The organism is Streptomyces sp. NPDC045701, from assembly GCF_056432045.1.
In genome coordinates, this window is sequence record NZ_JBWKJV010000006.1 from 191877 (window position 1) to 218218 (window position 26342).

27 protein-coding genes and 1 pseudogene are annotated in these 26342 nt (G+C 73.9%); 16 read left to right on the forward strand and 12 right to left on the reverse strand.

Annotated elements, in window-relative coordinates:
* Positions 1-84 precede the first annotated feature (84 nt).
* A complete protein-coding gene (locus AC07DW_RS10260; RefSeq protein ID WP_478857195.1) occupies positions 85-807 on the reverse strand; it encodes a lysophospholipid acyltransferase family protein in 723 nt (240 codons plus the stop codon).
* A 248-nt stretch (positions 808-1055) separates the two neighbouring features.
* On the opposite strand from AC07DW_RS10260, the gene AC07DW_RS10265 reads away from it, so the two are divergent.
* From AC07DW_RS10265 to AC07DW_RS10290, 6 genes are all read left to right on the forward strand, one after another.
* Positions 1056-1382, forward strand: coding sequence for a TlpA family protein disulfide reductase (locus AC07DW_RS10265; protein WP_478857196.1), 327 nt, complete (start codon positions 1056-1058; stop codon positions 1380-1382).
* 215 nt (positions 1383-1597) lie between these two features.
* Positions 1598-2122: a flavin reductase family protein gene (locus AC07DW_RS10270; RefSeq protein WP_478857197.1), complete on the forward strand. Its 525-nt coding sequence runs from the start codon at positions 1598-1600 to the stop codon at positions 2120-2122.
* Between the two features lie 189 nt (positions 2123-2311).
* A complete protein-coding gene (locus AC07DW_RS10275; protein WP_189552074.1) occupies positions 2312-3097 on the forward strand; it encodes an electron transfer flavoprotein subunit beta/FixA family protein in 786 nt (261 codons plus the stop codon).
* Positions 3098-3157: 60 nt separating this feature from the next.
* Positions 3158-4120, forward strand: coding sequence for an electron transfer flavoprotein subunit alpha/FixB family protein (locus AC07DW_RS10280; RefSeq protein WP_478857198.1), 963 nt, complete (start codon positions 3158-3160; stop codon positions 4118-4120).
* A 153-nt stretch (positions 4121-4273) separates the two neighbouring features.
* Complete coding sequence (locus AC07DW_RS10285) at positions 4274-5572, forward strand: DUF6986 family protein (RefSeq protein WP_478857199.1); 1299 nt, start codon at positions 4274-4276, stop codon at positions 5570-5572.
* Between the two features lie 94 nt (positions 5573-5666).
* The gene (locus AC07DW_RS10290) at positions 5667-7475 is read left to right on the forward strand and encodes a serine/threonine-protein kinase (protein WP_478857200.1); all 1809 of its coding nucleotides are present in this window, start codon (positions 5667-5669) and stop codon (positions 7473-7475) included.
* 88 nt (positions 7476-7563) lie between these two features.
* Here AC07DW_RS10290 and AC07DW_RS10295 read toward each other — a convergent pair whose 3' ends face one another.
* On the reverse strand, positions 7564-8592 hold the full coding sequence (locus tag AC07DW_RS10295) for a LacI family DNA-binding transcriptional regulator (RefSeq protein WP_478857201.1): 1029 nt from the start codon (positions 8590-8592) through the stop codon (positions 7564-7566).
* A 244-nt stretch (positions 8593-8836) separates the two neighbouring features.
* Between AC07DW_RS10295 and AC07DW_RS10300 the strand changes: the two genes are divergently transcribed.
* Positions 8837-9799, forward strand: a complete 963-nt coding sequence (locus AC07DW_RS10300; RefSeq protein WP_478857202.1) for an ROK family protein — start codon at positions 8837-8839, stop codon at positions 9797-9799.
* 7 nt (positions 9800-9806) lie between these two features.
* Here the strand turns inward: AC07DW_RS10300 and AC07DW_RS10305 are convergent, their stop codons facing one another.
* Complete coding sequence (locus AC07DW_RS10305; RefSeq protein ID WP_478857203.1) at positions 9807-10031, reverse strand: hypothetical protein; 225 nt, start codon at positions 10029-10031, stop codon at positions 9807-9809.
* A gap of 229 nt (positions 10032-10260) precedes the next feature.
* On the opposite strand from AC07DW_RS10305, the gene AC07DW_RS10310 reads away from it, so the two are divergent.
* The gene (locus AC07DW_RS10310; RefSeq protein ID WP_478857204.1) at positions 10261-11301 is read left to right on the forward strand and encodes an NUDIX hydrolase; all 1041 of its coding nucleotides are present in this window, start codon (positions 10261-10263) and stop codon (positions 11299-11301) included.
* A gap of 73 nt (positions 11302-11374) precedes the next feature.
* Here AC07DW_RS10310 and AC07DW_RS10315 read toward each other — a convergent pair whose 3' ends face one another.
* Together AC07DW_RS10315 and AC07DW_RS10320 are read right to left on the reverse strand one after the other, a co-directional pair.
* Positions 11375-12100: an MBL fold metallo-hydrolase gene (locus AC07DW_RS10315; RefSeq protein ID WP_478857205.1), complete on the reverse strand. Its 726-nt coding sequence runs from the start codon at positions 12098-12100 to the stop codon at positions 11375-11377.
* Between the two features lie 67 nt (positions 12101-12167).
* Positions 12168-13553, reverse strand: a complete 1386-nt coding sequence (locus AC07DW_RS10320) for a M20/M25/M40 family metallo-hydrolase (protein WP_478857206.1) — start codon at positions 13551-13553, stop codon at positions 12168-12170.
* Positions 13554-13772: 219 nt separating this feature from the next.
* Here AC07DW_RS10320 and AC07DW_RS10325 point away from each other — a divergent pair, with 219 nt between their 5' ends.
* Both AC07DW_RS10325 and AC07DW_RS10330 read left to right on the forward strand, forming a co-directional pair.
* Positions 13773-14990, forward strand: a complete 1218-nt coding sequence (locus tag AC07DW_RS10325; RefSeq protein ID WP_478857207.1) for a geranylgeranyl reductase family protein — start codon at positions 13773-13775, stop codon at positions 14988-14990.
* A gap of 300 nt (positions 14991-15290) precedes the next feature.
* The gene (locus AC07DW_RS10330; RefSeq protein ID WP_478857208.1) at positions 15291-15659 is read left to right on the forward strand and encodes an antibiotic biosynthesis monooxygenase family protein; all 369 of its coding nucleotides are present in this window, start codon (positions 15291-15293) and stop codon (positions 15657-15659) included.
* A gap of 36 nt (positions 15660-15695) precedes the next feature.
* Here AC07DW_RS10330 and AC07DW_RS10335 read toward each other — a convergent pair whose 3' ends face one another.
* Together AC07DW_RS10335 and AC07DW_RS10340 are read right to left on the reverse strand one after the other, a co-directional pair.
* Positions 15696-15974: a DUF6332 family protein gene (locus AC07DW_RS10335; RefSeq protein ID WP_478857209.1), complete on the reverse strand. Its 279-nt coding sequence runs from the start codon at positions 15972-15974 to the stop codon at positions 15696-15698.
* A gap of 72 nt (positions 15975-16046) precedes the next feature.
* On the reverse strand, positions 16047-17570 hold the full coding sequence (locus AC07DW_RS10340; protein WP_478857210.1) for an MFS transporter: 1524 nt from the start codon (positions 17568-17570) through the stop codon (positions 16047-16049).
* Positions 17571-17657: 87 nt separating this feature from the next.
* On the opposite strand from AC07DW_RS10340, the gene AC07DW_RS10345 reads away from it, so the two are divergent.
* Positions 17658-18056, forward strand: a complete 399-nt coding sequence (locus AC07DW_RS10345) for a MarR family winged helix-turn-helix transcriptional regulator (protein WP_478857211.1) — start codon at positions 17658-17660, stop codon at positions 18054-18056.
* On the opposite strand, the pseudogene AC07DW_RS10350 reads toward AC07DW_RS10345, so the two are convergent.
* Positions 18020-18507 (reverse strand): annotated as a pseudogene (locus AC07DW_RS10350) (amidase family protein); the annotation flags it as partial. The gene AC07DW_RS10345 and the pseudogene AC07DW_RS10350 sit on opposite strands and share 37 nt — an antisense overlap.
* Positions 18508-18599: 92 nt before the next feature.
* Between AC07DW_RS10350 and AC07DW_RS10355 the strand changes: the two are divergent.
* The 4 genes from AC07DW_RS10355 (at position 18600) to AC07DW_RS10370 (ending at position 21042) form a co-directional block, all read left to right on the forward strand.
* Positions 18600-19010: a VOC family protein gene (locus AC07DW_RS10355; protein ID WP_478857212.1), complete on the forward strand. Its 411-nt coding sequence runs from the start codon at positions 18600-18602 to the stop codon at positions 19008-19010.
* A gap of 301 nt (positions 19011-19311) precedes the next feature.
* Positions 19312-19833, forward strand: coding sequence for a helix-turn-helix transcriptional regulator (locus tag AC07DW_RS10360; RefSeq protein WP_478857213.1), 522 nt, complete (start codon positions 19312-19314; stop codon positions 19831-19833).
* A complete protein-coding gene (locus AC07DW_RS10365) occupies positions 19833-20498 on the forward strand; it encodes a glyoxalase (RefSeq protein ID WP_478857214.1) in 666 nt (221 codons plus the stop codon). The genes AC07DW_RS10360 and AC07DW_RS10365 overlap by 1 nt, the downstream gene beginning before the upstream one ends.
* Positions 20499-20556: 58 nt before the next feature.
* Positions 20557-21042, forward strand: coding sequence for an iron chaperone (locus AC07DW_RS10370; protein WP_478857215.1), 486 nt, complete (start codon positions 20557-20559; stop codon positions 21040-21042).
* Between the two features lie 61 nt (positions 21043-21103).
* On the opposite strand, the gene AC07DW_RS10375 is transcribed toward AC07DW_RS10370, so the two are convergent.
* The 4 genes from AC07DW_RS10375 to AC07DW_RS10390 form a co-directional block, all read right to left on the reverse strand.
* On the reverse strand, positions 21104-21856 hold the full coding sequence (locus tag AC07DW_RS10375) for a maleylpyruvate isomerase family mycothiol-dependent enzyme (RefSeq protein WP_478857216.1): 753 nt from the start codon (positions 21854-21856) through the stop codon (positions 21104-21106).
* 83 nt (positions 21857-21939) lie between these two features.
* Positions 21940-23247, reverse strand: coding sequence for an MFS transporter (locus AC07DW_RS10380; RefSeq protein WP_478857217.1), 1308 nt, complete (start codon positions 23245-23247; stop codon positions 21940-21942).
* A gap of 536 nt (positions 23248-23783) precedes the next feature.
* Positions 23784-24137 carry a DUF8129 domain-containing protein gene (locus AC07DW_RS10385; protein WP_478857218.1) on the reverse strand — a complete coding sequence of 118 codons (354 nt, stop codon included), beginning with the start codon at positions 24135-24137 and terminating at the stop codon, positions 23784-23786.
* Entirely contained in the window at positions 24134-24826 is a 693-nt protein-coding gene (locus AC07DW_RS10390) for an endonuclease (protein ID WP_478857219.1), read from the reverse strand. Before AC07DW_RS10390 ends, AC07DW_RS10385 begins: the two co-directional genes overlap by 4 nt.
* 250 nt (positions 24827-25076) lie before the next feature.
* On the opposite strand from AC07DW_RS10390, the gene AC07DW_RS10395 reads away from it, so the two are divergent.
* Positions 25077-26303, forward strand: coding sequence for an ROK family protein (locus AC07DW_RS10395; protein ID WP_478857220.1), 1227 nt, complete (start codon positions 25077-25079; stop codon positions 26301-26303).
* Positions 26304-26342: the final 39 nt, after the last annotated feature.

Genomic DNA, 26342 nt, shown 5'->3' on the forward strand with positions numbered 1-26342 from the left:
CCGTCGCATCGGCGGGCCACCGCGGCGTGATCGCCGGGGCGTGGCGGCCCGTAGCCCTCGGCCGCCACGGCGCCCGGCGGCCGCTCAGCCCGCCTCGCGGACCTCGGCCGGAGTGGGGGCCGTGCCCCCGAGGTGGGCGGGGATCCACCAGGTGTCGCTCGCGTCCTTGGGGCGCACGGGGTACGAACGCTGTGCCGCTTCGAGCAGCTCCTGCACGCGCTCGCGCAGCCGCCGCGTGATCGCGCCCGCGTACTGGTCGGTCGGCGCCTCCACCGGCTCGCCCACCCGGATCGTCACCGGGATGTGGCTCCGCCTGAAGTTGCGCGGCCGCCCCTTGGTCCACAGCCGCTGCGTGCCCCACAGGGCCATCGGAATCAGCGGTACGCCGGCCTCCTGGGCCAGGCGCGCCGCGCCGGACTTGAAGCTCTTGAGCGTGAACGAGGGGGAGATGGTCGCTTCGGGGAAGACCCCGATGATCTCGCCGGAGCGCAGCGACTCCAGGGCGTGGTGGTAGGCCGCCTCGCCCTGGTCGCGGTCGACCGGGATGTGCTTCATGCCCCGCATCAGCGGGCCGGACATCTTGTGCCGGAACACCGATTCCTTGGCCATGAACCGCACCAGGCGCTTTTGCGGCAGAGCGGCCAGTCCCGAGAAGATGAAGTCCAGATAGCTGATGTGATTGCTGACCAGGACGGCCCCGCCGGTGCGCGGGATGTTCTCCGAACCCTGAGTGTCGATCTTCAGGTCGAGCGCCTTGAACATCGTGAGAGCGGCGCCGATGACCGGCCGATAGACGAGTTCTGCCATCTGGAGAAGACCCCTTCTTCAGTGCCCGGGGAGGAATCTCCCGGCGAAAGTTACGCGGCCGTAGGTACCGGCATTGGGCCGATCGTGCACCATGTGCGCCGTACAGGCCAGTCCTGACGACTCCGTACAGCGAGATTCTCGTCACCTCATGTCCGCTCGCGGCGGATTTCATGCGTGCGGCGGGAATCCCCCGGCGGCCTCGCGCGCTGCAAAGGACGGTGCCACCACGGGACGGACAGGAGAGCGCGGTGCGGGAGGACGGGACGGGCCGGGTGCTCGGCGCGGGAGAGCTGGGCGCCGAGCTGGGGGAGCGCGCGACGCTGGTGCAGTTCTCCAGCGCCTTCTGCCAGCCGTGCCGGGCGACCCGCCGCGTCCTGGCCGAGGTGGCCGCGATGGTGGAGGGCGTGGCCCACGTCGAGATCGACGCCGAACGGCACCTCGGTCTCGTACGGGAGCTCGGCGTCGTCCGGACGCCCACCGTGCTGGTGCTGGACGGCGAGGGACGGATCGTCCGCACGGCGGCGGGGCAGCCGCGCAAGGCCGACGTCATCGTCGCGCTCGGCCGAGTCCTGTGACGGGCCGGTCCTGTCACGGGCCGTGACGCACGTCGCACATCCCGGACCGCCCTTGACTGTGCGTACCAACCATCGTCAGGCTGACGCCGTGCCCCAGGAACTCCTTCTTCACGGGCGGGCCCACGTCGACCTGGCCCGCAACGCGAGCGCGCGCTGTCCGGGTGTCTGAGCAGCCACGGACCCCCGCCCCGCGCCACCCGCAGAAGGACCCCTCCATGACGGTCTCGCCCGACCTCGCCGCCCGCCGCACCTCCCGGCAGGGCCGGCCCGCCACACCCGAGCTGCTCCGCTCCGTCTTCCGGCGGCACGCGGCCGGAGTCGCGGTGATCACCGCCCAGGGCGAGCGGCCCGTCGGCTTCACCGCCACCTCGCTCACCTCCGTGTCGGCCGCACCGCCGATGGTCTCGTTCGGCGTAGGGACCTCCTCCTCGAGCTGGCCCGTGCTGTCGGAGGCCGAACACATCGGCGTCCACGTCCTGGGGGACCACCAGCGGGACCTCGCGGCCACCTTCGCGCGCAGCGGCGCCGACCGCTTCGGCGCGCCGACGCGCTGGCGTCCGGGGCCGGAGGGCGTGCCGTTGCTCGACGGCGTACTGGCGTGGCTGGTGTGCCGGATCGTCGCCCGCGTCCCGGCCGGTGATCACCGCCTGGTGGTGGCGGAGGTCGTCACCGGCGACCCGGACGGCGCGGGCCGCCCGCTGCTGTACCACGAGGGGCGCTTCAACGCGCTGCGGGACTGAGAAGTCCCGGTTACGGAGCGTTGGCAAGGTCACAGTTCAAAGCGCTTGCTTACCGGGAAAGCAATCGGTGTACTGACGAGTAATATTTCGGGAGGGGCGTCCACCGCCCCGAGCGGAAACCGTCCCATCAGGCGCCTATGCTGCGTGCAACAAGGCAGCCCCGTTATGACGATGTGTAGGAGAGCCGGCGTGAGCTTGAGGATCGTTGTCTGTGTGAAGTACGTGCCCGACGCCACCGGCGACCGGCACTTCGCCGATGACCTGACCGTCGACCGCGACGACGTCGACGGCCTGCTGTCGGAGCTGGATGAGTACGCGGTCGAGCAGGCGCTGCAGATCGCCGAAGAGGCGGACGACGCGGAGATCACCGTGCTCACCGTCGGTCCCGAGGACGCCAAGGACGCGCTGCGCAAGGCGCTCTCCATGGGCGCCGACAAGGCCGTCCACGTCGAGGACGACGACCTGCACGGCTCCGACGTCATGGCCACCTCGCTCGTGCTCGCCAAGGCCGTCGAGAAGACCGGTTACGACCTGGTCATCTGCGGCATGGCGTCCACCGACGGCACCATGGGCGTCCTGCCGGCGATCCTCGCCGAGCGCCTGGGCGTCCCGCAGGTCACCCTGCTCTCCGAGGTCTCGGTGGAGGACGGCACCGTCAAGGGCCGCCGTGACGGCGACACCGCGTCCGAGCAGCTGGAGGCGTCCCTGCCGGCCGTCGTGTCCGTGACGGACCAGTCGGGCGAGGCCCGTTACCCGTCCTTCAAGGGCATCATGGCCGCCAAGAAGAAGCCGGTGGAGTCCCTGGAGCTGGACGACCTGGACATCGACGCCGACGAGGTCGGCCTCGAGGGCTCCTGGACCAAGGTCGACTCCGCGGCGGAGCGTCCGGCCCGTACGGCCGGCACGATCGTCAAGGACGAGGGCGAGGGCGGCAAGCAGCTGGCCGAGTTCCTCGCGAGCCAGAAGTTCATCTAAGGGCTCGCGCGAGTCACTCACCGCCCCCAGACTCTTCGCATCGCAGGAGATTGAAGTCCCATGGCTGAAGTTCTCGTCTACGTCGACCACGTGGACGGCGCCGTCCGCAAGCCCACCCTGGAGCTGCTGACGCTGGCCCGCCGCATCGGTGAGCCGGTCGCCGTCGCCCTCGGCTCCGGCGCCGAGGCCACCGCCGCCACGCTCGCCGAGCACGGCGCGGTCAAGGTCCTCACCGCCGACGCGCCCGAGTTCGCCGACTACCTCGTCGTACCGAAGGTGGACGCGCTCCAGGCCGCCCACGAGGCCGTCTCCCCGGCCGCCGTGCTCGTCCCCTCCTCCGCCGAGGGCAAGGAGATCGCCGCCCGCCTCGCCGTCCGCATCGGTTCCGGCATCATCACCGACGCCGTCGACCTCGAGGCCGGGGACGAGGGCCCGGTGGCCACGCAGTCCGCGTTCGCCGCCTCCTTCACCACCAAGTCCCGCGTCTCCAAGGGCACGCCGGTCATCACGGTCAAGCCGAACTCGGCCCCCGTGGAGGCCGCCCCGGCCGCGGGCGCCGTCGAGGCCCTGTCCGTCTCGTTCTCCGAGCAGGCCACCGGCACCAAGGTCGTCTCCCGCACTCCTCGCGAGTCGACCGGCCGCCCCGAGCTGACCGAGGCCGCGATCGTGGTCTCCGGCGGCCGCGGTGTCAACGGCGCCGAGAACTTCTCGATCATCGAGGACCTGGCCGACTCGCTCGGTGCCGCCGTCGGCGCCTCCCGCGCCGCCGTCGACGCCGGCTGGTACCCGCACACCAACCAGGTCGGCCAGACCGGCAAGTCGGTCTCCCCGCAGCTCTACATCGCCTCCGGCATCTCCGGCGCGATCCAGCACCGCGCGGGCATGCAGACCTCGAAGACGATCGTGGCCATCAACAAGGACGCCGAGGCCCCGATCTTCGACCTGGTCGACTACGGCGTGGTCGGCGACCTCTTCCAGGTCGTCCCGCAGCTGACCGAGGAGATCAAGTCCCGCAAGGGCTGACCTGCGGCAACTCTCCGACTCCGGGGCCGCGCGGTGAACCTCACCGCGCGGCCCCGCGTCGTCGGGGGGACCATTGACGCATGTCCTGGACACCCATTAGCTTCACCATACGGATTGTTGATTCCGCGTAGTGGAAATCTGAAGGGTGTGGGAATGGGTCAGCAGGAAAAGGTGGCGACGAGCCTCACCGGCGCGGTCAGCGAGGACATCAGCGCCTCCCTCGTCTCGGTCGACGAGGAGCTCGCCCGCCGCTACCCGGGCGACCCCGGCACCCGCCAGCCGGTCCACACCGTCTACGTGCCCGGTGAGGCGTTCGACGCCGGAACCATCCGCTCCTGGGGCGACCAGGCCCTCGCCATGCTCGACGAGCACGCCCCCGACGCGGCCTCCCTCGCCAAGGTCCTCGGCCTGCCCGAGGCGCTCGCGGACGACGTCCACGCGCGCGTACGGGCCAAGCTGGAGCGCGAGCCGATCGAGGACCTCCGGGTCGACTTCGAGGACGGCTACGGCGGAAAGGGCGGCGCCGAGGAGGACGCGGACGCCGCCCGTGCCGCCCGCCTGATCTCCGCCGCGTACGCGAACGGCACGGCCGCCCCCTACATGGGCATCCGCATGAAGTGCATGGAGGCCGCCGTACGCGACCGGGGCATCCGCACCACCGACGTCTTCCTCAGCGGCCTCATGGCACACGGCGGACTCCCCGAAGGCCTCGTCCTCACCCTCCCCAAAGTCACCTACGCCGAGCAGGTCGGCGCCTTCGTACGCCTGCTGGAAGCCTTCGAGAAGGCCCACGGCCTCGAAGCCGGCCGCCTCGGCTTCGAGATCCAGATCGAGACCAGCCAGGCCATCCTCGCCGCCGACGGCACGGCCACCGTCGCCCGCATGATCGACGCCGCCGAAGGCCGCGCCACCGGCCTGCACTACGGCACCTTCGACTACAGCGCCTGCCTCGGCGTCTCCGCCGCCCACCAGGCCAGCGACCACCCGGCCGCCGACCACGCCAAGGCGATCATGCAGGTCGCCGCCGCCGGCACCGGCGTACGCGTGTCCGACGGCTCCACCAACGTCCTCCCCGTCGGCCCCACGGAGAAGGTCCACGACGCCTGGCGCCTGCACTACGGCCTCACCCGCCGCGCCCTGGCCCGCGCCTACTACCAGGGCTGGGACATGCACCCCGGCCACCTGCCGACCCGGTACGCCGCCGTCTTCGCCTTCTACCGCGAGGGCTTCGAGCAGGCCGCCGCACGCCTGTCCGCCTACGCCAACCACGCCGGCGGCGACGTCATGGACGAGCCCGCGACCGCCAAGGCCCTCAGCTCCTACCTGCTGCGCGGCATCGACTGCGGTGCCCTGGACACCGGCGAGGTCGCCCGCCTCACCGGACTCACCCGCGCCGACCTCGACGGCTTCGCCGCACCGCGCCGGGGCGACCTGACCGCCACCGCCCCCTAGCCGGACACTCCCCGGCGCCCGTCTGCGCTGTCACAGCGGCCCCGTACTCTGTACGCGTTCATCGACATGACGTGTACAGAGGAACGGGGCAGCGTTGTCTTCGGGGGAGAACGAACTGATCGCCGGGCGCTACCGGGTGGTCCGGCAGCTCGGCCGCGGCGGGATGGGCGTCGTCTGGCGCGCCGTCGACGAGGTCCTGGGCCGCGAGGTCGCGGTCAAGGAGCTCCGCACGTACACCGACTCCTCCGGCCACGAACTGGCCGACCTGCGGCTGCGGATGCAGCGCGAGGCACGCGCCGCCGCACGGGTGCGCCACCCCGGAGTGATCTCCGTCCACGACGTGGCGGACCACCTGGGCCGCCCGGTCATCGTCATGGAGCTCGTCGACGGACCATCCCTCGACGACGTCCTCGGCGAGCGCGGCGTCCTGGACCCGCGCGAGGCCGCCGCGATCGGCGCCAAGGTGCTGGAGGCGCTCGGTGCGGCGCACGCCGCCGGAGTGCTCCACCGCGACGTCAAGCCCGGCAACGTCCTCCTGGACCGCGGGGGTACCTCCCCGGCCGACGGCCATGGCGGAGGGCGCGTCGTCCTCACCGACTTCGGCATCGCCGCCATGGAGGACCCGGGCGACGGCTCCACCACCCACCTGACACGCAGCGGTGAGATCGTCGGCTCGCTCGACTACCTCGCCCCGGAGCGCGCGCAGGGCCAGGAGCCGGGCCCCGCGTCCGACGTCTGGGCGCTCGGCGCCACCCTGTACGCGGCCGTCGAGGGCGCCTCTCCCTTCCGGCGTACGTCGACGTGGTCGACGCTCACCGCGATCGTCGTCGAGCCGCTGCCCGAACCACGCCGCGCGGGCCCGCTCACCCCCGTCCTGCGGCAGCTGATGCACAAGGACCCGGCGCAGCGGCCGGACGCGGCGACCGCGGCGCGGCTGCTCGCGGCGGTCGCGCGGGGGGAGGAGCCCGGGCCCGCGAACACGGCCCCGGTGTACGTCCCGACCGAGCGGACCGTCCTGCCCCACCAGCCGCAGGGCTTCGGCCCCGCGCCCGTGGAGCCGCCGGCAGCCGGCCACGCCCCTCCCACGGCGCCCGCGCCCGCCCCGCACCCGGCCGCGCCGGCGACACCGGTCCCGGTGGCCACCGCCGCTGCCGCACCGGCGGCCCGCACGGGCAGGGGCAGGCTCCTCGTCGCGGCGGCGACCGCCGCCGTCCTGCTCGCCGGGGGAGGCGTGACGTACGCCTTCATGGACGACACCGCAACCGGGCCCGCCGGACAGCGGGCGGCCGGCGGCCGGACCGATAGCGGCGGCAGCCCGGCCCCCGGCCGCCCGCTGGACCCCGGCGCCGCGCCGTCCGCCTCCGGTACGACGCCAGGCGCCGAGCCGTCCGCCTCCGAGCCGTCGGCCGCGAAGCCCCCCACGGCGGACACACCGCGCGCCTCCGCCTCCGCGGCGGCGGCGACCGGCGGCGGCACGGACGGGGGCACCGGCGGCGGCACGTCCACCGGCGGGTCGGGGGGCACGGGCGGCGGTTCCGGTTCCGGCTCCACGGACGGCGGCGGGGCGGCCACCACGGGCGGCGGCTCCACCTCCCCCACCGGCGGCGCCGCCGCCCCCGCACCCGCCTGCCACTCCATAGGAGGCGGGAAGCACAACTGCCAGGTGTGGCGCACGGCGAAGTCCTACCGGGCCGACGGCAGCGAGGCCGGCGTCCTCAACGCGGGCACCAACTACTTCTACTGCCAGGCGAACCTGGGCCGCCGCGAGACCCACGGCGAGTGGACCAACGTCTGGTGGGCCAGGACGGACGACGACAGCGGCAACACCGGTGTGTACGTCAGCGACGTCTACATCAAGGGCGGTGACAACGACCAGCCGGTGCCCGGCCTGCCGGTCTGCTGACGCGTCACGCGTCACCGTCGCACGCTACCGCCACGGCCGCACGGCGCCGTCCCGCTGCCGCGCGACCGCGCGGCAGCGGTGCTCGGCGTCAGGCCGGCGGGATCTCGCCCGAACCGCGCGGGATCAGCGCCGTGCCGAGGACGGTGCGCGCCGGGGCGTCGTCGAACCCGTCGAGTCGCCGGAACAGCCGCTCCGCAGCCGTCCGCCCCAGCGCGGCGGCGTCCTGGGCGATGACCGTGATGCCCAGGAGGTCGGCGAGCTCGATGTCGTCGAAGCCGACGAACGCCACCGGCCGCCCCCGGCCCGCCAGTTCCCTCACGGCGGTCACCGTCACCCGGTTGTTGCCCGCGAAGACGGCCGTCACCGGGTCGGGCCCGGACAGCATCGCGGCCGTCGCCTCCCGTACCCGCTCCGGCTCCGTCGAGCCCAGCGACACCCACGCGTCGTCCACCGTCAGTTCGGCGTCCTCCATCGCCGCGCGATAGCCCCGCAGCCGCTCCACGGCGGTGTGGATGCGCGGCTGGTCGCCGATGAACCCGATCCGGCGGTGGCCGTGGGCGATCAGGTGCGCGACGCCCGCCCGGGCCCCGCCGAAGCTGTCGGACAGCACCACGTCCGCGTCGATCCGCCCCGCGGGCCGGTCGACGAAGACGGTCGCGATGCCCGCCCGCATCTCCGGTTCGAGGTAGCGGTGGTCGGTACCGGCCGGGATGACGATCAGCCCGTCGACGCGGCGCGCGCACAGCGCCAGCGCGAGCTCCTGCTCCCGGTCCGGGTCCTCGGCGCTGGAACCGTTGATCAGGAGCGCCCCGTGCGCCCGGGCCACCTCCTCCACGGCCCGGCTGAGCGGGCCGTAGAACGGGTCGGCGAGGTCCTCCAGGACCAGGCCCACGGAGGCGGTGCGGCCCTTGCGCAGAACCCGCGCGCTGTCGTTGCGGCGGAAGCCGAGCGCCTCGATGGCCTCCTGGACACGGCGTTCGGTGTCGGGCGTGACGCCCGCCTCGCCGTTGACCACGCGCGACACGGTCTTGAGCCCGACGCCCGCGCGGGCGGCCACGTCCTTCATGGTGGGCCGGTTGCCGTAGCGGTGGGCGGGGCGGCGGGTGGTCTCTGCCACAGGTGCTGTCCTGTCGTTCGTCGTCCGGCGTGCGGGTGGGTGTGCGAGGCTGTGGCGTCGAGCATAGGCCCTGGACAACGTTGTCAACGCAGGGGAGACTGAGGCGGGCGGTTCTCGGACCGCCCGTGCGCGTTGCCCGGAAGCGCAGATCCGGCCGGTCGCAGCCGTGACCGGTGCGGGCCCGCGCCACGATGTTCCAGGACGCTCACGCACCTACACGCGACTCACGGGGGATCCGACGCCGATGCATTCCGACCTCGTCGCCGCGCTGGACATCGGTGGCACCAAGATCGCCGGTGCCCTGGTGGACGGCAGCGGTGGCATGCTGCTGCGGGCGCGGCGGCCGACCCCGGCGCGTGAGGGTGCCGAGACGGTGATGGGTGCCGTCGAAGCGGTCCTCGCCGAGCTCGCGGCGTCCCCGCTGTGGCCGCGCGTCGGCGCCGTCGGCATCGGCAGCGCGGGTCCCGTGGACGCCTCGGCGGGCACGGTCAGCCCCGTCAACGTTCCCGCCTGGCGGGCCTTCCCCCTCGTGGAGCGGGTACGCCGGGTGGCCGGCGGCCTGCCGGTGGAACTGGTCGGCGACGGCGTCGCGATGACGGCGGCCGAGCACTGGCAGGGCGCCGCCCGGGGCTACGACAACGCGCTGTGCATGGTGGTCTCCACCGGGGTCGGCGGCGGGCTGGTGCTGGGCGGCCGTCTGCATACCGGACCGACCGGCAACGCCGGCCACATCGGCCACATCAGCGTCGACCTGGACGGCGACCCCTGCCCGTGCGGCGCGCGCGGCTGCGTCGAGCGCATCGCCAGCGGACCCAACATCGCCGCCCGCGCCCTGGAGAACGGCTGGCGCCCCGGCCCCGACGGCGACACCACCGCCGTCGCGGTGGCGGCGTCGGCCCGGGCCGGGGACCCGATCGCCATCGCCTCCTTCGAGCGCGCCGCCCGGGCGCTGGCGGCCGGGATAGCCGCCACGGCGACGCTCGTCGAGGTCGACATCGCGGTGATCGGCGGCGGGGTGGCGGGCGCCGGTGACGTCCTGTTCGCCCCGCTGCGCCGGTCCCTGCGCGACTACGCCACGCTCTCCTTCGTCCGGCGCCTCACCGTCGCCCCGGCCCTCACCGGCGCGGACGCCGGCCTCCTCGGCGCGGCCGCCGCCGCGGCCCCGGACCGGCGCGGTACCACCGCCGCGGTGACCTTCACCGGCTGACCCGCCGTCAGCGCGCGACGGCCTCGACGCGGGGCTCGGGCGCGCCGGAGTGCGTCGCGCGGGGCTGCGGCGCGCGGGGCTGGTGCATGATCACCAGGAACGCGTCCGCCTCGATGTCCATCACGACCTCCGCCGCCAGGCCCTCGTCGCGCCGCGCCTGGGCGAACTCCTCGGCCGGCCACGAGCCCCGCGGGCCTCCCGCCGGGAACCTCTCCAACACCGTGCGTGCCATCGCGCACCCCCTGTCCATCGCCTGCTCCAACGACACCCGCCCGGGAGTGTCACGCCCCGAGCGGCCATCCCTTCGTACCGTGAGACGTTTCTGGTTCCCCGTCGGACGCGACGGAAGCGCAACAGCCCGGCCACAGTTGTGTGGCCGATCGGACACCCGCGTGCCCGGGCGGGTTTCCGTGGCAGGGTGTTGCGGGCAAGCCACTGGGGGCTACGGAGGAGGGGGAACCGTGATCGTCTGGATCAACGGTGCGTTCGGTGCCGGCAAGACGAGTGCCGCGCGCGAACTGGTCGACCTGATCCCTAACAGCACCGTCTACGACCCCGAGATCATCGGTGGAGCGCTGCGGCACCTGCTGCCGCAGAAGCGGCTCGCCGAGGTGACGGACTACCAGGACCTGCCGATGTGGCGGCGGATGGTCGTGGACGCCGCCGCCGCGTTGCTCGCCGAGGTCGGCGGCGTACTGGTGGTGCCGATGACGCTGCTGCGCCAGGAGTACCGCGACGAGATCTTCGGCGGGCTCGCCGCCCGCCGCGTCGCCGTCCACCACGTGGTGCTCACCCCGGACGAAACGATACTGCGCACCCGTATCGGCGGTCGCGAGGAAGTGGAGGGCGACCCGGAGGCCAACGAGCGGATCCGGCAGTGGGCGTACGACCACATCGAGCCGTACCTCGCGGCGCTCGGCGGCTGGCTGTCCACCGACGCCCACGCCGTCGACAACGGCCGCCTCACCCCGGCCCAGACCGCGCGCGCCATAGCCGAGGCGGTACGCACCGGGGCGGCCGGCGCGTGCGGGATCGTCCAGACGCCGGAGCCGACCGGTGAGACCCTCGCCGCCGGGGTCCTCCTCTTCGACGAGCAGGACCGCGTGCTGCTCGTCGACCCCACCTACAAGCCCGGCTGGGAGTTCCCCGGCGGGGTCGTCGAGCGCGGGGAGCCGCCGGCCCGCGCCGGGATGCGGGAGGTCGCCGAGGAGATCGGCCTCGAACTGGACGTCGTGCCCAGGCTGCTGCTCGTCGACTGGGAGCCGCCGCGGCCGCCCGGCTACGGCGGCCTCCGGCTCCTCTTCGACGGCGGCCGGCTCACCGCCGCCCAGGCCCGGGGCGTGCTGCTGCCGGGCGCCGAGCTGCGCGGCTGGCGGTTCGTCACCGAGGACGAGGCCTCCGGGATGCTGCCCCCGGCCCGCTACGAGCGCCTCCGCTGGGCGCTGCGCGCCCGCGAACGCGGCACCGTGCTGAACCTGGAGGCCGGCATTCCGGTCGGCTGACGGTACCGGCCCCGGGGCCGGCGGCGTGCAGTCGGGTGCCGGGGGCATGGGGCCGGGGGAGCCGGCCCCCGCCCTACCGCCGCGGAACCGGGGCGTCCCGCTCCGCCGCCGCCCGTAACGCGGCCGCCGCGCCGCCCGTCAGCGGGTCGCCGTGCCCGAAGCACACCGTGTCAGGCGCCAGCCCGGCCAGGCGGCGCATCGACGCACCGGCGCGCTCACGGTCCACATGGAACACACCGAGCGCCACCCGCCCCACCGATGCCACCGTGTCGCCCGTGAACAGCACACCGTGCCGCGGCAGGTGCACCGCGAGGGAACCGTCCGTGTGGCCCGGCGTGTGCACCACCCGCGCCCCGTCGCCGAAGCCGAGCCCGTCCCCGTCCCGGACCTCCCGGTCCACCCGGGTCGGCGGCGCCACCGGGACCGTCAGCCCGTGCTCGTACAGCGGCACCTCCCAGTCCAGCAGGACCGGATCCGGGACCGGAGCCTCGCCCCGGACGACCGGGGCGTCCAGGGCGTGGGCCACCACCTCCGCGCCGTACCGCGCGGCCAGCTCGCCCGCCGCGCCCACGTGGTCGCGGTGGCAGTGGGTGAGCACGATCCGCCGCAGCCCCTCCGGACGCAGGCCCCGGCTCCGTACCGCCTCCTCGATCCGCCGCGCCGCACCCGCCCAGCCCGCGTCGATCAGTGTCAGGTCGTCGTCCCCGTCCACCCACAGGTACGCCTGCCCGACCGGGAAGCGCAGCATGAGCAGACCGGGCCGTACCTCGATGACGTCCACATCCGCGTTGTCGGTCATGCGGCGAACGTACGCACCGCCGCCCGCCGCCGCCGTCCGCTCTGCTGTGCGCAGATCCGCTGTCGGCTCAACCCCGCCGGGCGGCGGCGTAGTTGACCAGGAACAGCGCCTCCGCGACTGACATGCGCTCCAGCTCGTCCGGCGACACGCTCTCGTTCACCGCGTGGATCTGCGCCTCCGGCTCGCTCAGGCCGATCAGCAGGATCTCCGCGTCCGGGTAGAGCGCCGCCAGCGTGTTGCACAGCGGGATCGAGCCGCCCATGCCCGCGATCTGCATCTCCTGGCCGGGGTACGCGGCCCCCAGCGCGTCGGCCATCGAGGTGTACGCCGGGCTGCCGACGTCCGCCCGGAACGGCTGCCCCTGCCCGACCTGCTCCACCGACACCCGCGCGCCCCACGGCGTGTGCGCCTCCAGGTGCGCGGTCAGCAGCTTCGTCGCCTCGGCGGCGTCCTGCCCGGGCGGCACCCGCAGGCTGATCTGGGCACGCGCGGTGGCGTGCACCGACGGCGTGGCGCCGACCACCGGCGGGCAGTCGATGCCCATGACGGTGACGGCCGGGCGCGCCCACAGCCGGTCGCCGACCGAACCGTGACCGATCAGCCCCACACCGTCGAGGACCTTGGCGTCCCGGCGGAAGTCCTCCTCCTCGTACCGCAGACCCTGCCAGGCACCCTCGGCGTCCAGGCCGTCCACCGCGGTCGAACCGTCCTCCGCCCGCAGTGAGTCCAACAGGCGGATGAGCGCGGCCAGCGCGTCCGGCGCGGCCCCGCCGAACAGCCCCGAGTGCAGGTTGCCCCGCAGGGTGTCCACCGTGACGCGCACCATCGTCATCCCGCGCAGCGTCGCCGTGACGGTCGGCAGCCCGGCCCGGAAGTTGCCGGCGTCGCCGATCACGATGGCGTCCGCCGCCAGCAGCTCGGGGTGCGCCTCGGCGTACCGCTCCAGGCCGCCCGTGCCCTGCTCCTCCGAGCCCTCGGCGATGACCTTGACACCGACCGGTACCCCGCCGTTCGCCTTCAGGGCCCGCAGAGCCAGCAGATGCATGATGAAGCCGCCCTTGCAGTCGGCGGCCCCGCGTCCGTACCAGCGCCCGTCCTCCCGCTCGGTCAGCTCGAACGGCGGGGTGACCCAGCCGGCCGGGTCGAGCGGCGGCTGCACGTCGTAGTGGGCGTACAGCAGCACCGTCGGCGCCCCCTCGGGGCCGGGCAGGTAGCCGTACACCGACTGCGAACCGTCCGGGGTGTCGAACACCGACACGTCCTGGAAGTCCTCCGCCCGCAGCGCGTCCGCGACCCAGTCCGCCGCGGCCCGGCACTCGCTCGGCGGGAACTGCGCCGGGTCCGCCACCGACCGGAACGCCACCAGTTCCGTGAGCTCCGCCTTCGCGCGGGGCATCAACGAGGCGACGGTCGCGGCGATCGGCGGGATCGGCCGGCTCGGCTGGGCGGTCATGGGCACGCTCCTGATGGGTGCGACGTTGAGACAGGCGTTGCGTGTGGTTGCACGGCGAACGCGCGTCCGATCCTCCCACAGCGGGTGACGGAGGCCCGCGCCGTAGGATGCGACCACAGGCACGGGCCAATCGGTCGGGATCGGTCGGGATCAGGCCGGACCAGTCGGGACCAGTCGGGACCAGTCCGGACCAGTCGGGATCAGGAGCAGAAGCACATCGTGAGCAGCGAGAACGCAGACGCCGGCAACGGATACTCCGCGCCGGTGTGGGATGTCGTCGTGGTCGGCGCCGGGCCGGCGGGAGCGTCCGCGGCGTACGCGGCGGCCGTCGCGGGCCGCCGGGTGCTCCTGCTGGAGAAGGCGGACCTGCCGCGCTACAAGACGTGCGGCGGAGGCATCATCGGCCCCTCGCGCGACGCTCTGCCCCCCGGGTTCGAGCTGCCCCTGCGCGACCGGGTGCACGCGGTCACGTTCTCGCTGAACGGCCGTTTCGCCAGGACCCGGCGCTCAAAGCGCATGCTGTTCGGGCTGATCGACCGGTCCGAGTTCGACGCGGGTCTGGTCGAGCAGGCGCGGAAGGCGGGCGCCGAGCTCCGCACCGGCGTCACGGTGTCGCGGGTCGAGCAGCACGGTACGACGGTGCCGGACCGGCGGACGGTCGCGGTCGTCCTGGCGGACGGGGAGGTCGTGCTCGCGCGGGCGGTCGTCGGCGCGGACGGCAGCGCCAGCCGGATAGGCGCGCACGTCGGCGTGAAGCTGGACCAGGTCGACCTCGGCCTGGAGGCGGAGATCCCGGTTCCGGAGACGGTCGCGGAGGACTGGGCGGGGCGGGTGCTCATCGACTGGGGCCCGCTGCCCGGCAGTTACGGCTGGGTCTTCCCCAAGGGCGACACGCTGACCGTCGGCGTGATCTCGGCGCGGGGCGAGGGATCGGCCACCAAGCGGTACCTGGACGACTTCATCGCCCGGCTCGGGCTCGCCGGGTTCGAGCCCGCGATCTCGTCCGGGCACCTCACGCGGTGCCGGAGCGACGACTCGCCGCTGTCGCGCGGGCGGGTGCTGGTCTGCGGCGACGCGGCGGGCCTGCTGGAGCCGTGGACCCGGGAGGGCATCTCCTTCGCGCTGCGGTCCGGGCGGCTGGCGGGCGAATGGGCGGTACGGATGGCCGAGGCGAACGACGCGGTGGACGCGCGGCGCCAGGCACTGAACTACGCGTTCGCCATCAAGGCCGGGCTGGGCGTCGAGATGGCGGTCGGACGCCGCATGCTCGCCCTGTTCGAGAAGCGGCCGGGCCTGCTCCACGCGACGATCACCGGCTTCCGCCCGGCGTGGCGGGCGTTCGCCGACATCACCCGAGGGGCCGCCACCCTCGCGAGCCTGGTCCGCGGCTCGGCCGCCGCCCGCCGCGCCCTGGACGCCCTGGACCGCCGGCGGTAGCCCGTCGTCCGCCCGCCCGTGCCACCGGTGGATGCGCCGGTGCCACGGGCACGGCCGGTCCCGGACCGGCCGGTGACCGTGCGCGGGAAGCGGCCACCGGTGAGCTCCGGGGGTTCGCCGGCACCGCCGGTGCCCGGCGTCCTCGTCCCCGCAGGGCCCCGCACCTGACGGAGTGCGCGGTGCCGCCCGTCGCGGTGTTCGGTACGCTCCGACCCGCCGCCCGCACGCGGCGGGCACGACCACCGTGAGCCGGTCGGCGGTGAACCGGCCGGGCCGCGCCGACCGTTCCAGGAGTGCGCCATGACGACCACCGACAGCCGGCCCGAGGGTGAGCCCGGCTCCTCCGTCACATTCATCAACGTCTTCGACATCGCGGCCGACCAGGTCGACGCGTTCGTCGCCCAGTGGGAGCGGCGCGCCGCGCTGATGAGCGCCAAGCCGGGCTTCCTCGACACGCGCCTGCACCGGGCGCGCTCGTCGGAGACGCGGTTCCAGCTCGTCAACGTGTCGCACTGGCGGAGCCGGGAGGCGTGGGAGGCCGCCACCGCGGACCCCGAGTTCCAGGAGCGCACCCGGGAGGCTCGTGAGGACGCCCCGGCGCCGGTCACGCCGAACCCGGGTCTGTACGACGTGGTGGTGGAGTTCTCCGCCGTGGCCGAGCCCGGGTGACGAGGCCACCCCCGGCCGTCGCGGTGAACGCCCGCCCTACGAGCCGGGCCCGGTACGCCGAGCCCCGGCCGCCCGGACACGCGGTCCGTCCCCGAAGCGCCACAACACCCGCGTGACACGCGCCAGGAACGCCAGACCGGCCAGCGTCGCCGCCACCACCAGCACGCCCCGCGCCGCGCCGCCCGCCAGATCCAGTACGAGCACGGGCGCGGCGCCCAGGACGAACACCCCGGCCGCGAGGAACACCCCCGTCACCAGGGCGTACCCGATCTCGACGGTCATGGCGTCCCGTTGGGCCTGCGTGCGATTCCCCATCGGCCGAGTGTCACAAGCGCGCGGCCGGTGGGCAAGTCCGCGCCCGCCGGCGCGCGCCGCGTCCCCGGCCGATCAGTCCCGTACGCCGACGGGCTCGGCCTTCTCCGCCCGCGCACCGGGCGACTTCGCGACCACGACCGACGGCCGGGGCTTCCGCGCACGGCGGTCGGCGCGCAGGCCGGTGAGGGTGATCAGCAGCCCGGCGAGGGCGATGGCCGTCACCACGGCGAGACCCGGCCGGAAGCTGTCCAGTACCGCCTGCGGGGAGGCGGGCGAGGTGCCCTGGTGGCCACCGGCCGTGATCACGGCGGTCACGACGGCGAGGAAGACGGCCCCCCCGACCTGGACGGAGGTGTTGAGCAGTCCCGACACCATGCCCTGCTCGTCGTCGGGCACACCGTTGGTGGCCTGGATGTTGAGGGACGGGAACGTCAGCGCGCAGGCCGCGCCGAGCAGCAGCATCGAGGGCAGGACGACGGCCGCGTAGCGCGGGGTCAGGTCGACCTGGAGGAAGATCGCGTACGCGGCGACCAGGAACGTGAAGCCCGTCGCGATCACCCGGGGCGTACCGAACCGGTCCACCACGTCGCCGACCTTGGTGGAGGAGAGCGCCACCAGGAGACCGGCCGGCAGGAACGCGAGCGCGGTCTGCAGGGCGCTCCAGCCGAGCAGCGACTGCATGTACTGGGTGACGATGAACTGGAAGGCGACGTACGAGCCGAAGAACGCGGCGGCGCCGAGCTGGGCGCGCAGCTGCGTACCGGAGCGGAGCACACCGAGCCGCAGCAGCGGGCTCGCGCTGCGCCGTTCGATGGCCACGAAGGCGGCCAGCAGGATCGCCGTGGCCAGGAACGACAGCAGCGTACGGGCGGAGGTCCAGCCCACCTCGGGTGCCTGGACCACGGTGAACACCAGCAGCAGCATGGCTCCGGTCCCGGTGACGGCGCCCGGGACGTCGTAACCGCCGCGGGTGTCCTCACGGTCGCTGTGCGGGATCATCCGCACCCCGGCGACCAGGGCGATCAGCGCGATGGGCGCGGGCAGCAGCATGGTCCAGCGCCAGCTCAGCTCGGTGAGCAGCCCGGACAGCACCAGGCCCATGGAGAAGCCGGTGGCGGCGCAGGTGGTGTAGATCGACAGTGCCCGGTTGCGCTGCGGACCCTCCTTGAACGTGGTGGTGATGATCGAGAGGCCGGCGGGCGCGGTGAAGGCGGCGCTCAGGCCCTTGATGAAGCGGCTCGCGATCAGCAGCGGGCCCGAGTCCACGAGTCCGCCGAGCAGTGAGGCCAGGGCGAAGACGCCGAGGGCGACGAGGAAGACGCGGCGCCGGCCGAGGAGGTCGGCCGCGCGACCGCCGAGCAGCAGGAGACCGCCGTAGCCGAGGATGTAGCCGCTCACGATCCACTGGAGGGTCGCGGTCGACAGGCCGAGGTCGCCGGCGATGGACGGCAGGGCGACGCCGACCATGGAGACGTCGAGGGCGTCGAGGAACATGGCGGCGCACAGCACCAGCAAGGTGCCCCACAGGCGGGGGCTCCAGCGTTCGTCCGTGGCCGAACCCACGGCGGGGGAAGGGGTGTTGAGCGGAGAGGTCATGCGCAGCAGAGTACATGCGCATGCATTGAATGCAAATGCATTTAATTCCGATGCAACGAAGGGTGTCTTCCCTGCTAACGTGGGTGCATGGCGGTGACGAAGTCCGAGCGGGCGCTCGTGGAACAGTGGCGCGACGTGCTCTCCGTGCATGCCCGCACGATGTGCGAACTCGACCGCGCGCTGCACCGGTTCGGGCTCGGCGCCAGCGATTTCGAGGTTCTCGACGTGCTCGCCGAAGGGGCGGCGGAGGACGGCGGCTGCGCCTACCGGGTGCAGGAGCTCGCCTCCCGCGTACACCTCAGCCAGAGCGCCCTGTCGCGGCTGGTCGCGCGACTGGAGAAGGAGGGCCTGGTGTCCCGCGGCATGTGCAGCGAGGACCGGCGCGGCGTACGGGTGGCCCTGACCGACACGGGCCGGGCACGGCACGCGGAGGCGCAACCCCTCCAGCGCGCCGTGCTCGCCCGGATGCTCGCCGACCGGGCCTGACCGGCCCTGCCCCGGCCGGGTTTCAGTGAGTATTCGTCGAGGAATCGACCAATGAGCGGCGGATGCTCGTCCAGGTGCCCATCAACTTCATGAACTCGTCCACGCTCGCGGGCGGGGTCTGCTCCATCGTCATCCCGATATAGCGGTCCCCGCCCCTGCCGAAGAGCTTGAGCACCACCGGCCAGGCCGGGGCGAACTCGGTCACAGTGATCCGGCCGTACGCCTCCAGGGCCTCGTCCAGCCGCGGAATGTCCGCCACCTCCCGCACGTCGTACCCGGCGTCGCGGAGTGCGTCGGCCGCGGTCGCGATGGCTCCGCGAACCGTGGGGTGGACGCCGTGTACGCCGGGGTCCTCCACGACCGCGACCTTCAACGGACCGGCGAGCTGTTCGCCGTAGGCGGGTACCGGCACCGCGCGTGGGTCTCGCGGATCGGTCCCGGCCGGCACCTCTCCGAGTGACATGCCCGTGAGCGTCCGAACGTGCCCGGATCGAGCGGGAATCGAGAAGCGCGGGTCGCGGAGCCGCCTCTAACCTGCCGGTCATGGACATCACCATTCACACAAGTTCCCTCCCGCACGACGACCCCGATGCGTCGCTCGCCTTCTACCGCGACGTCCTCGGCTTCGAGGTTCGCAGCGACGTCGGTCAGGGCAGGATGCGCTGGATCACGGTCGGCCCGGCCGGTCAGCCCGATACGTCGATCCTTCTGGCGCCGCCGGCTGCCGACCCGGGAGTCACCGAAGACGAGCGCCGCACCATCACGGAGATGATGGCCAAGGGCACCTACGGCTGGATCCTGCTGGCCACCCCGGACCTCGACGCCACGTTCGAGAAGGTGCAGGCCGGTGATACCGAGGTCGTCCAGGAGCCGACCCTGCAGCCGTACGGCATCCGCGACTGCGCCTTCCGCGACCCTGCGGGCAACCTGGTCCGCATCCAGGAGCTTCGCTGAGCCGTGCGGGGTGTCGATGCCGCCGTGCCGGCCGGCATCGCGACTATCCGCAAGGAACGCGGCGGCGTACCGGCGCAGAGGTGTCCGCCCTGCCGGCCGCCCACCAGGACCGCGTGCGGAATCTCGTCGAATCGGCCGTGGGGCAGGGCTCAGTCCCGCTGCTGACCAGCAGTGGCTCGACCGGCTGGTCGACTCCGGCGGAGCCGGTCGTCACCACCGAGCGCCCGTGGGGTGCCTGCCTCGGCAGGCACCCCAGGGCGCTCGTAGACGTCGATGAAAGATGAAAAAGGGGAGTGTTCTCATGTGCCAGACCGAGTGGCGGCGTGCACGCGTCCAGGCGCAGCGCCTGGCTGATCTCGCGCGGCTGCGTCGCGTCCGCGACCGGATCGACAGGGAGTACGCGCAGCCGCTGAACGTGGAGGCGCTCGCTCGCGATGTGCACATGTCCGCCGGGCACCTGAGTCGGCAGTTCCGGGCCGCCTACGGTGAGTCGCCGTACGCGTATCTGATGACACGTCGCATCGAGCGGGCGACGGCGCTGCTGCGGCGGGGCGATCTCAGCGTCACCGAGGTCTGCTTCGCGGTCGGCTGCGCGTCGCTGGGTACGTTCACCACCCGCTTCACCGAGCTGGTCGGCATGCCGCCCGGGGCCTTCCGGCGGCAGGCGGCAGATGCCGCGTCCGACTCTGCCGATGCCGCGAATACGGCCAGTGCCGCGGGCTCGGCGATCACGGTGGAGGGGATGCCCGCGTGCGTGGCCAAGCAAGTGGCGAGACCGGTCAGGAATCGAGAAGCCCCGGCCACCGCCCAGCCCCTAGCGTGATGGACATGGCAACCACCACTTCCACCGCAGCCCACACCGTCCTCGCGTCCGTCACCCTTGAGGTGGCCGACCCCGAGGCCGCCCGCCGCTTCTACGGCGCCTTCGGCGTGGACACGTACATACGCCTGCGGGCGTCCGAGGCGCACTCGACTGGATTTCGCGGCTTCACCCTGGCGCTCACAGTGTCCGGGCCGGCCACCGTCGACGGCTTCGTCGCCGCCGCCGTGGACGCCGGTGCCGCGGTGCTGAAGCCCGCCACGAAGTCGCTGTGGGGTTACGGCGGCGTCGTCCAGGCCCCGGACGGGACGATCTGGAAGATCGCGACCTCGGCGAAGAAGGACACCGGCCCCGCCACCCGCGAGATCGACGAGGTCGTCCTGCTGCTCGGTGTCGACGCCGTGAAAGCCAGCAAGCAGTTCTACGTGGGCCGGGGCCTGACCGTGGCCAAGAGCTTCGGCGGCAAGTACGCCGAGTTCGCCCCCGGTCAGTCCAGCCCCGTCAAGCTGGCGTTGTACAAGCGCCGCGCGCTGGCCAAGGACCTCGGCGTCCCCGCCGACGGCACCGGCTCGCACCGCGTCGTCCTCGGCGGCACCTCCGACGCCTTCACCGACCCGGACGGCTTCGCCTGGGAGGCCGCCGCGCCGCCCGCTCCCACACCGTCCTGACTTCCGGTCCCGTACATCCGCACCGCCGTCTCCCACTTCGTACGAGAGGAAACCCGCTATGCCGTCCACGAAGTCGCCCGCCGAGAACTCCGGCACGCCCGCCGAGAAGTACGACGGATTCACCGCCGAGGAGCGGGCCGCGATGAAGGAGCACGCACGCGAGCAGAAGAAGACGGCGGCGCGGCGTGGTTCGTCCCGGGCGGAGAAGGAGGCGGCAGCGGAGCAGGACGTGCTGGCGAAGATCGCGGAGATGCCGGAAGCGGACCGGGTCCTTGCCGAGCGGATCCACGAAATCGTCAGGACCGCCGCTCCCGACCTCGCGCCCAGGCTCTGGTACGGGATGCCCGCGTACGCCAGGGACGGCAAGGTCGTCTGCCACTTCCAGAGCGCGCAGAAGTTCAAGTCGCGGTACGCCACGCTCGGCTTCAGCGACCAGGCGGCACTCGACGACGGCGCCATGTGGCCGACCGCCTACGCCCTGAAGGAGCTGACCGCCGCCGACGAACAGCTCATCAGCAGCCTCGTGAAGAAGGCGGTGGGCTGAGGCCGACCGGGGGCGGGACCGGCGGCGAGAGTGACCGAGCCGTGAAAGACGTTCCTGCGCCTTAGACGACGGCGGACGTCTCCCGCCACAGCCGGGCCAGTCGCTCGTCCCCCGAGACGGTGACGGCCGCGGTCCCGCCGGTGGCCGTGGGCGGCCGGTTCCACAGGGTCAGGTACAGGTGCGCGGCCGGGCCGCTCAGTTCGCAGTCCGCCGGGCCCTCGGCCGTCCGCTCCGCGCGCGGAACGCGATCCGACAGGTGGACGGTCCACACGTCGCCGGTGTCCGTGGCCCGGACGCGCAGGACGCCCGGTTCGGGGGTACGCACCCGGCTCTTCTCCCTGGCGTGGAAGCCGCGCAGCAGCTCGTCGATCCCGTCGGCGGCGAACGCCGGTGCCGGGTCCGCCACTTCCGTGCCCAGCGCCGACTGCGCGTCCACCCGGTGCACCGCGGTCTCGTGCGCCTGGCGGCGGGCCCAGAACGCGCGGGGCGAGGGGGCGGGCAGGAACGTCCAGCACTCCAGGGCGTCGGGGGCCCCGGTCAGCGCGGCGACCAGCCGGCCGTGGCCCTCGCGGAACCAGTCGAGCAGTTCCCCGCCGTCCAGGTCGGGTTCGGCCGGGAACGGGCGGGGTGAGGTGTAGCCCTCCGCCACGAAGGCGGTGGCCCATCGGTGCACCGCCCCCGTGTGGCGCAGCAGGTCCCGCACGTACCAGCCGGGGCAGGCCGGGACCGGCGCGTCGGGACCTGTCAGCTCGGCCGCGTCGGCGAGCAACTGGCCGTCCGAGGCCAGGTATTTGATGTGCTCGGAGATCTCCATGGCGTGATTCTGCCAGCGCGGCCGCCCGGCCGGAACGGCCCCGGGAGGCCGGTACGGCGGGTCCGGCCGGAGCGGCCGAACGGTCACACCCGGGCGGCGTCCCCGGTCCGGTCGTCCGTACGGAGCGCACCGGCGGGGCGGGACGGACGGGTCGCGCCGGCCGGCTCCGCGACCGACGCGTCGCGCACCGCGTACCCGGTGACCGCCGCGCCCGCGGCCAGTACCGCCACGGTCGTCAGCGCGACCGGCAGCGAGAACCAGTCGGCGAGGAACCCGATCGCGGGCGGGCCGAGCAGCATCCCGCCGTACCCCAGCGTCGAGGCGGCGGCCACCCCATCGGCGCCGGCCACGGCGCCCGCCCTGGCGACGGCGACCGGGAAGATGTTCGCCAGGCCCAGACCGGTCACGGCGAAGCCGGCCAGCGCGAGCCCGACCGTCGGCGCCAGGGCGCCCAGCAGCATGCCGACGGCCGCGGTCGCCCCACCCGCGACCAGGGTGCGGGTCTGGCCCAGCCGCTCCAGAAGCGCCGTACCGGACAGCCGCCCGGCGGTCATGGCGAGCGCGAACAGCGAGTAGCCGGCGGCTGCCGCGCCGGGGTGGGCGTGCAGGTCCTGCTCCAGGTGCAGCGCCCCCCAGTCGGCCAGGGCCCCCTCGCCGTACGCCGTGCACAGGGCGATCACCCCGAAGACGGTGACGAGCCGGCGCGAGCGGCCGTCGAGGCGCTCCGGCGTCCGCTCGCCGGGGGTGCGGGCGGGGACGGCCTCGGGGGCGGCGGGGGAGGGGTGCCGCAGGAGTACGGGGCCCGCGGCGGCCGTCAGGGCGAGGCCCGCGACCGTGAGGCCGACGAGGTGCGCGATCGGGGAGAGGCCGCCCGCGACCAGCCCGCCGAGCCCGGCGCCGAGCATGCCGCCGAGGCTGAACGCGGCGTGGAACGTGGGCATCACCGGGCGGCGCAGCGCGGCCACGAGATCGACGGCGGCGCTGTTCATGGCCACGTTGATGCTGCCGTACGCGGTGCCGAAGACCAGCAGGACGAGGCCCAGAGCGACCGCCGAGTGGGTCAGCGCGGGGAGCGCGATGCTCAGGCTGAGCAGCACCGCCGAGGCGACCGTCACGGGGTGGCTGCCGAACCGCCGGCACAGGCGGCCGGTGAGCGTCATCGTCACGACCGCCCCGGCGGACACGCCGAGGAGGGCGAGCCCGAGGTCGCCGGCGGAGGCCCCGGTCTGCTGCTTGATGGCCGGGATGCGGACCACCCAGCCGGCGAAGAGGAAGCCGTCGAGTGCGAAGAACAAGGTCAGGGCGGTACGGAGGCGGGTCAGGGAGGGCGCGGCGGTGTCTCCGCCGGCGCTCCCCGGGGTGGCCGTCCGGCTTTTGTTTAGTAGCGGCACAAACTCAGGATAGGGGTCAGCGCCGCCTGCCATCAACCACCGGGTGCCCGTGGGCCGCGCCCACCCATTGGCCCGGGCCGTCGACGACCGTGCCGCCGCCCGCCGCCCGCCGCCCGCCGCCCGCCGCCTGCTGCCTGCCGCCTGCCGCCTGCCGCCCGGGACCGGCGGTCCTCGGGCTGCCGGTCCGGGGCGCGGGGCCTCCGCCGGGGCCGCCGGTGTGGGGTCCTGTCGTCCGCTCCGGGGGCGGCCGGGTCCCGGTCGGTTCTCCGGTCCGTGGCAGCGGGCCGGGCCCCGGCTGGGGGTCCGGCCCGGGCCTGTCGGCGGTCGGCCCCGGGTGGTCGGCTTCGGCGGTCCGTGGCGGGCCCCCGGTTTGGACCGGGGCGCGTGCCCGGATCCGTGTCGGCGGTCCGTACTGGCGGTCCGGGCCCGGCGGTCCATGATCAGGGCCCGGGGCCCCGGGCCCAGTGGTCCAAGCCCGGGGCCCGTTGTCGGCGGCCGTGCCCGGCGCTCCGTCTCGCCGGTCCTCGTCGGCGCGGTCAGCCGGTGCGGTTGCCCTTCGGCTTGCCCCGCTGGTCCGGCGTGCCGTGCGGCGGGGGACTCATGGGCTCCGGCGACGTGGCGGGGGAGACCGGAGAGCCGCCGTGGCCATGACCGGCCGTCTCCGGCTTGACGGCGGCCGGGTTGCCGCCGGACAGGGGGGCTCCGGCGTCCAGCTGCCGCTTCCGGGCCGTCAGCACCTGGACGACCATGGCGCGGTCGGCGTGCTCGTGCTCGTAGTGCAGCAACTGGTCGAGCTCCGGGACGCTCAGCGCCCGGATGCGGTGTTCCAGCGTGCCGACGGACAGCTGGTCGTAGTCGGGCAGCGGAAGTCCGCCGTGGTCGGTGGTCATCCGGATCCTCCCTGTGTCTCGTTGACGGTCTCGTGGACCGCGTCGACGACGTGCTTGTCCAGCGCGGCGCGCACCAAGGCGGCGGCCAGAGCGGGCAGCTCCTCCTTCCCGACCAGACGGGCGAGTGCCCCGGGGTCGGCCGGGAGGCCCAGCCGGCCGGCACCCTCCAGGGTCTTGCCGTCCAGGTAGGGCGACACTTCCGGCCAGACGCCCTGCACCTCGCGCAGGAAGATGTCCGCCCCGGCCGGACCGATCCCCGGCGCCTCCTGGAGCAGTGCGCGCAGCCTCTCCACATCACCGCCGGCCTTCTCGCGCAGGCGGCGCAGATCGCCGCCGTACGCGTCGAGCACCAGCTCCGCGGCCCGGCCCAGCTGGGTGGACGTCCGTTCGTCGTAGCGCCGGTAGCCGCCCTCGCCGAGCGCGTCCACGCGCTGCTGCCAGGTGGCGTCGCGCATGTGCCGGGCGTCCCGCATCCCCGCTCCGAACAGCGCGCGGGCCGCCGCCACCGCCGTGTCGGCCCGGATGCGGGCGCTCAGCAGATGGGCGAGGACCAGCAGCTGGTACAGCGGCTGCGGGGTGTCCTTCAGATGGATCCCGGCCTGCTCCGCGTACGTACGGCCCTCCACGTCGAGCAGGGCCCGTACCGTCGTCCCGCCGCGGTGCCCCCTCCCGCTGTCGGAGCCTGCCATGCGACCTCCCGGCGACCTCGCTCACGGAACCGTCCGACACCCCTTCGGCAGGCGTCCGGCGGTCTCCGACACCCCTGCGGTGACCTGCGGCGTACCTCCCTCGGCCGCGGCCCTCCGCGGCGTGCACTCCCCTCCACCGGTTCCGCTCTTCCGGCCCCGGCGATCCTGCCGCCCGCAGTACCCGTCCAGGACCGGGCGAAACAGCACCACCGGGCGGGCCGGCCCACGGGATCATGGGAGACTCGCCCCCATGAACGGCAAGGCGACCACGACCCGATCACGGCTGGACAGAGGCCGCAGCGCGCTCGGCCCCGCGCTGGAGCTGGTGCACACCGGACGCGCCCCCACTCGTGCCGTCCTCACCGCCGAGCTCGGTGTCACCCGCGCCACCGCCGGTGCCGTCGCCGCCGAACTGGAGGCCCTCGGTCTCATCCGCGTGGACTCCCGCCCGGGTGCCGCCGCCGGTTCCCAGGGCCGGCCCTCGCACCGGCTGACCGTCGACGAGAAGGGGCCGGTCGCGCTCGCCGCCCAGATCCACGCCGACGGCTTCCGTGCCGCGCTGGTCGGCCTCGGCGGCCGCGTCGTCGCCACGGCGCCCGGCTGTGTGACCGTCTCCGCCGATCCGGCGCAGGTCCTGGGAGCCGTCGTCGAGGCGGGCGCCGGACTGCTGCGCGACAGCGGACGCCGCTGCGTGGGCGCCGGTCTCGCCGTGCCCTCCGCCGTCGCCGAACCCGAGGGCACCGCCCTCAACCCCCTGCACCTGGCCTGGCCGGCCGGCGCGCCCGTCCGCGACGTCTTCGCCGAGCTGGTCCGGGCGGCCGGCATCGAGGGCCCCGCCTTCACCGGCAACGACGTGAACCTCGCCGCCCTGGCCGAGCACCGGCACGGCGCGGGACGCGGCGCACAGCACCTCCTCTGCGTGGCCACCGGGCACCGCGGCGTCGGCGGCGCGCTCGTCCTCGACGGGCGCCTCCACACCGGCAGCTCCGGCCTCGCCCTGGAGGTCGGCCACCTCACGGTGAACCCGGAAGGCCGCCCCTGCCACTGCGGCAGCCGCGGCTGCCTCGACGTCGAGGCCGACCCGCTCGCCTTCCTCTCCGCCGCCGGACGCGAACCCGGGCCCGAGGTCTCCCTGCTCCAGCAGAGCCGGGACCTGCTCCGCGACCACGCCGCCGACCCGGGGGTACGGGCGGCCACGGAGGAACTCGTCGACCGGCTCGGTCTGGGCCTGGCCGGCCTGGTCAACATCCTCAATCCCGACCGCATCATCCTCGGCGGCCTGCACCGCGAACTGCTCGCCGCCGACCCCGAGCGGCTCCGCGCGGTGGTGGCCGACCGCAGCCTGTGGGGCCGCAGCGGCGGCGTACCGATCCTGGGCTGCACCCTGGACCACAACAGCCTCGCGGGCGCCGCCGAACTGGCCTGGCAGCCGGTGCTGGACGACCCGCTCACCGCCCTGGGCCGCCCGGCCGGGTGACCCAGGCGACCGTCACTCGCCCGGTGCGACGCGTCCGTC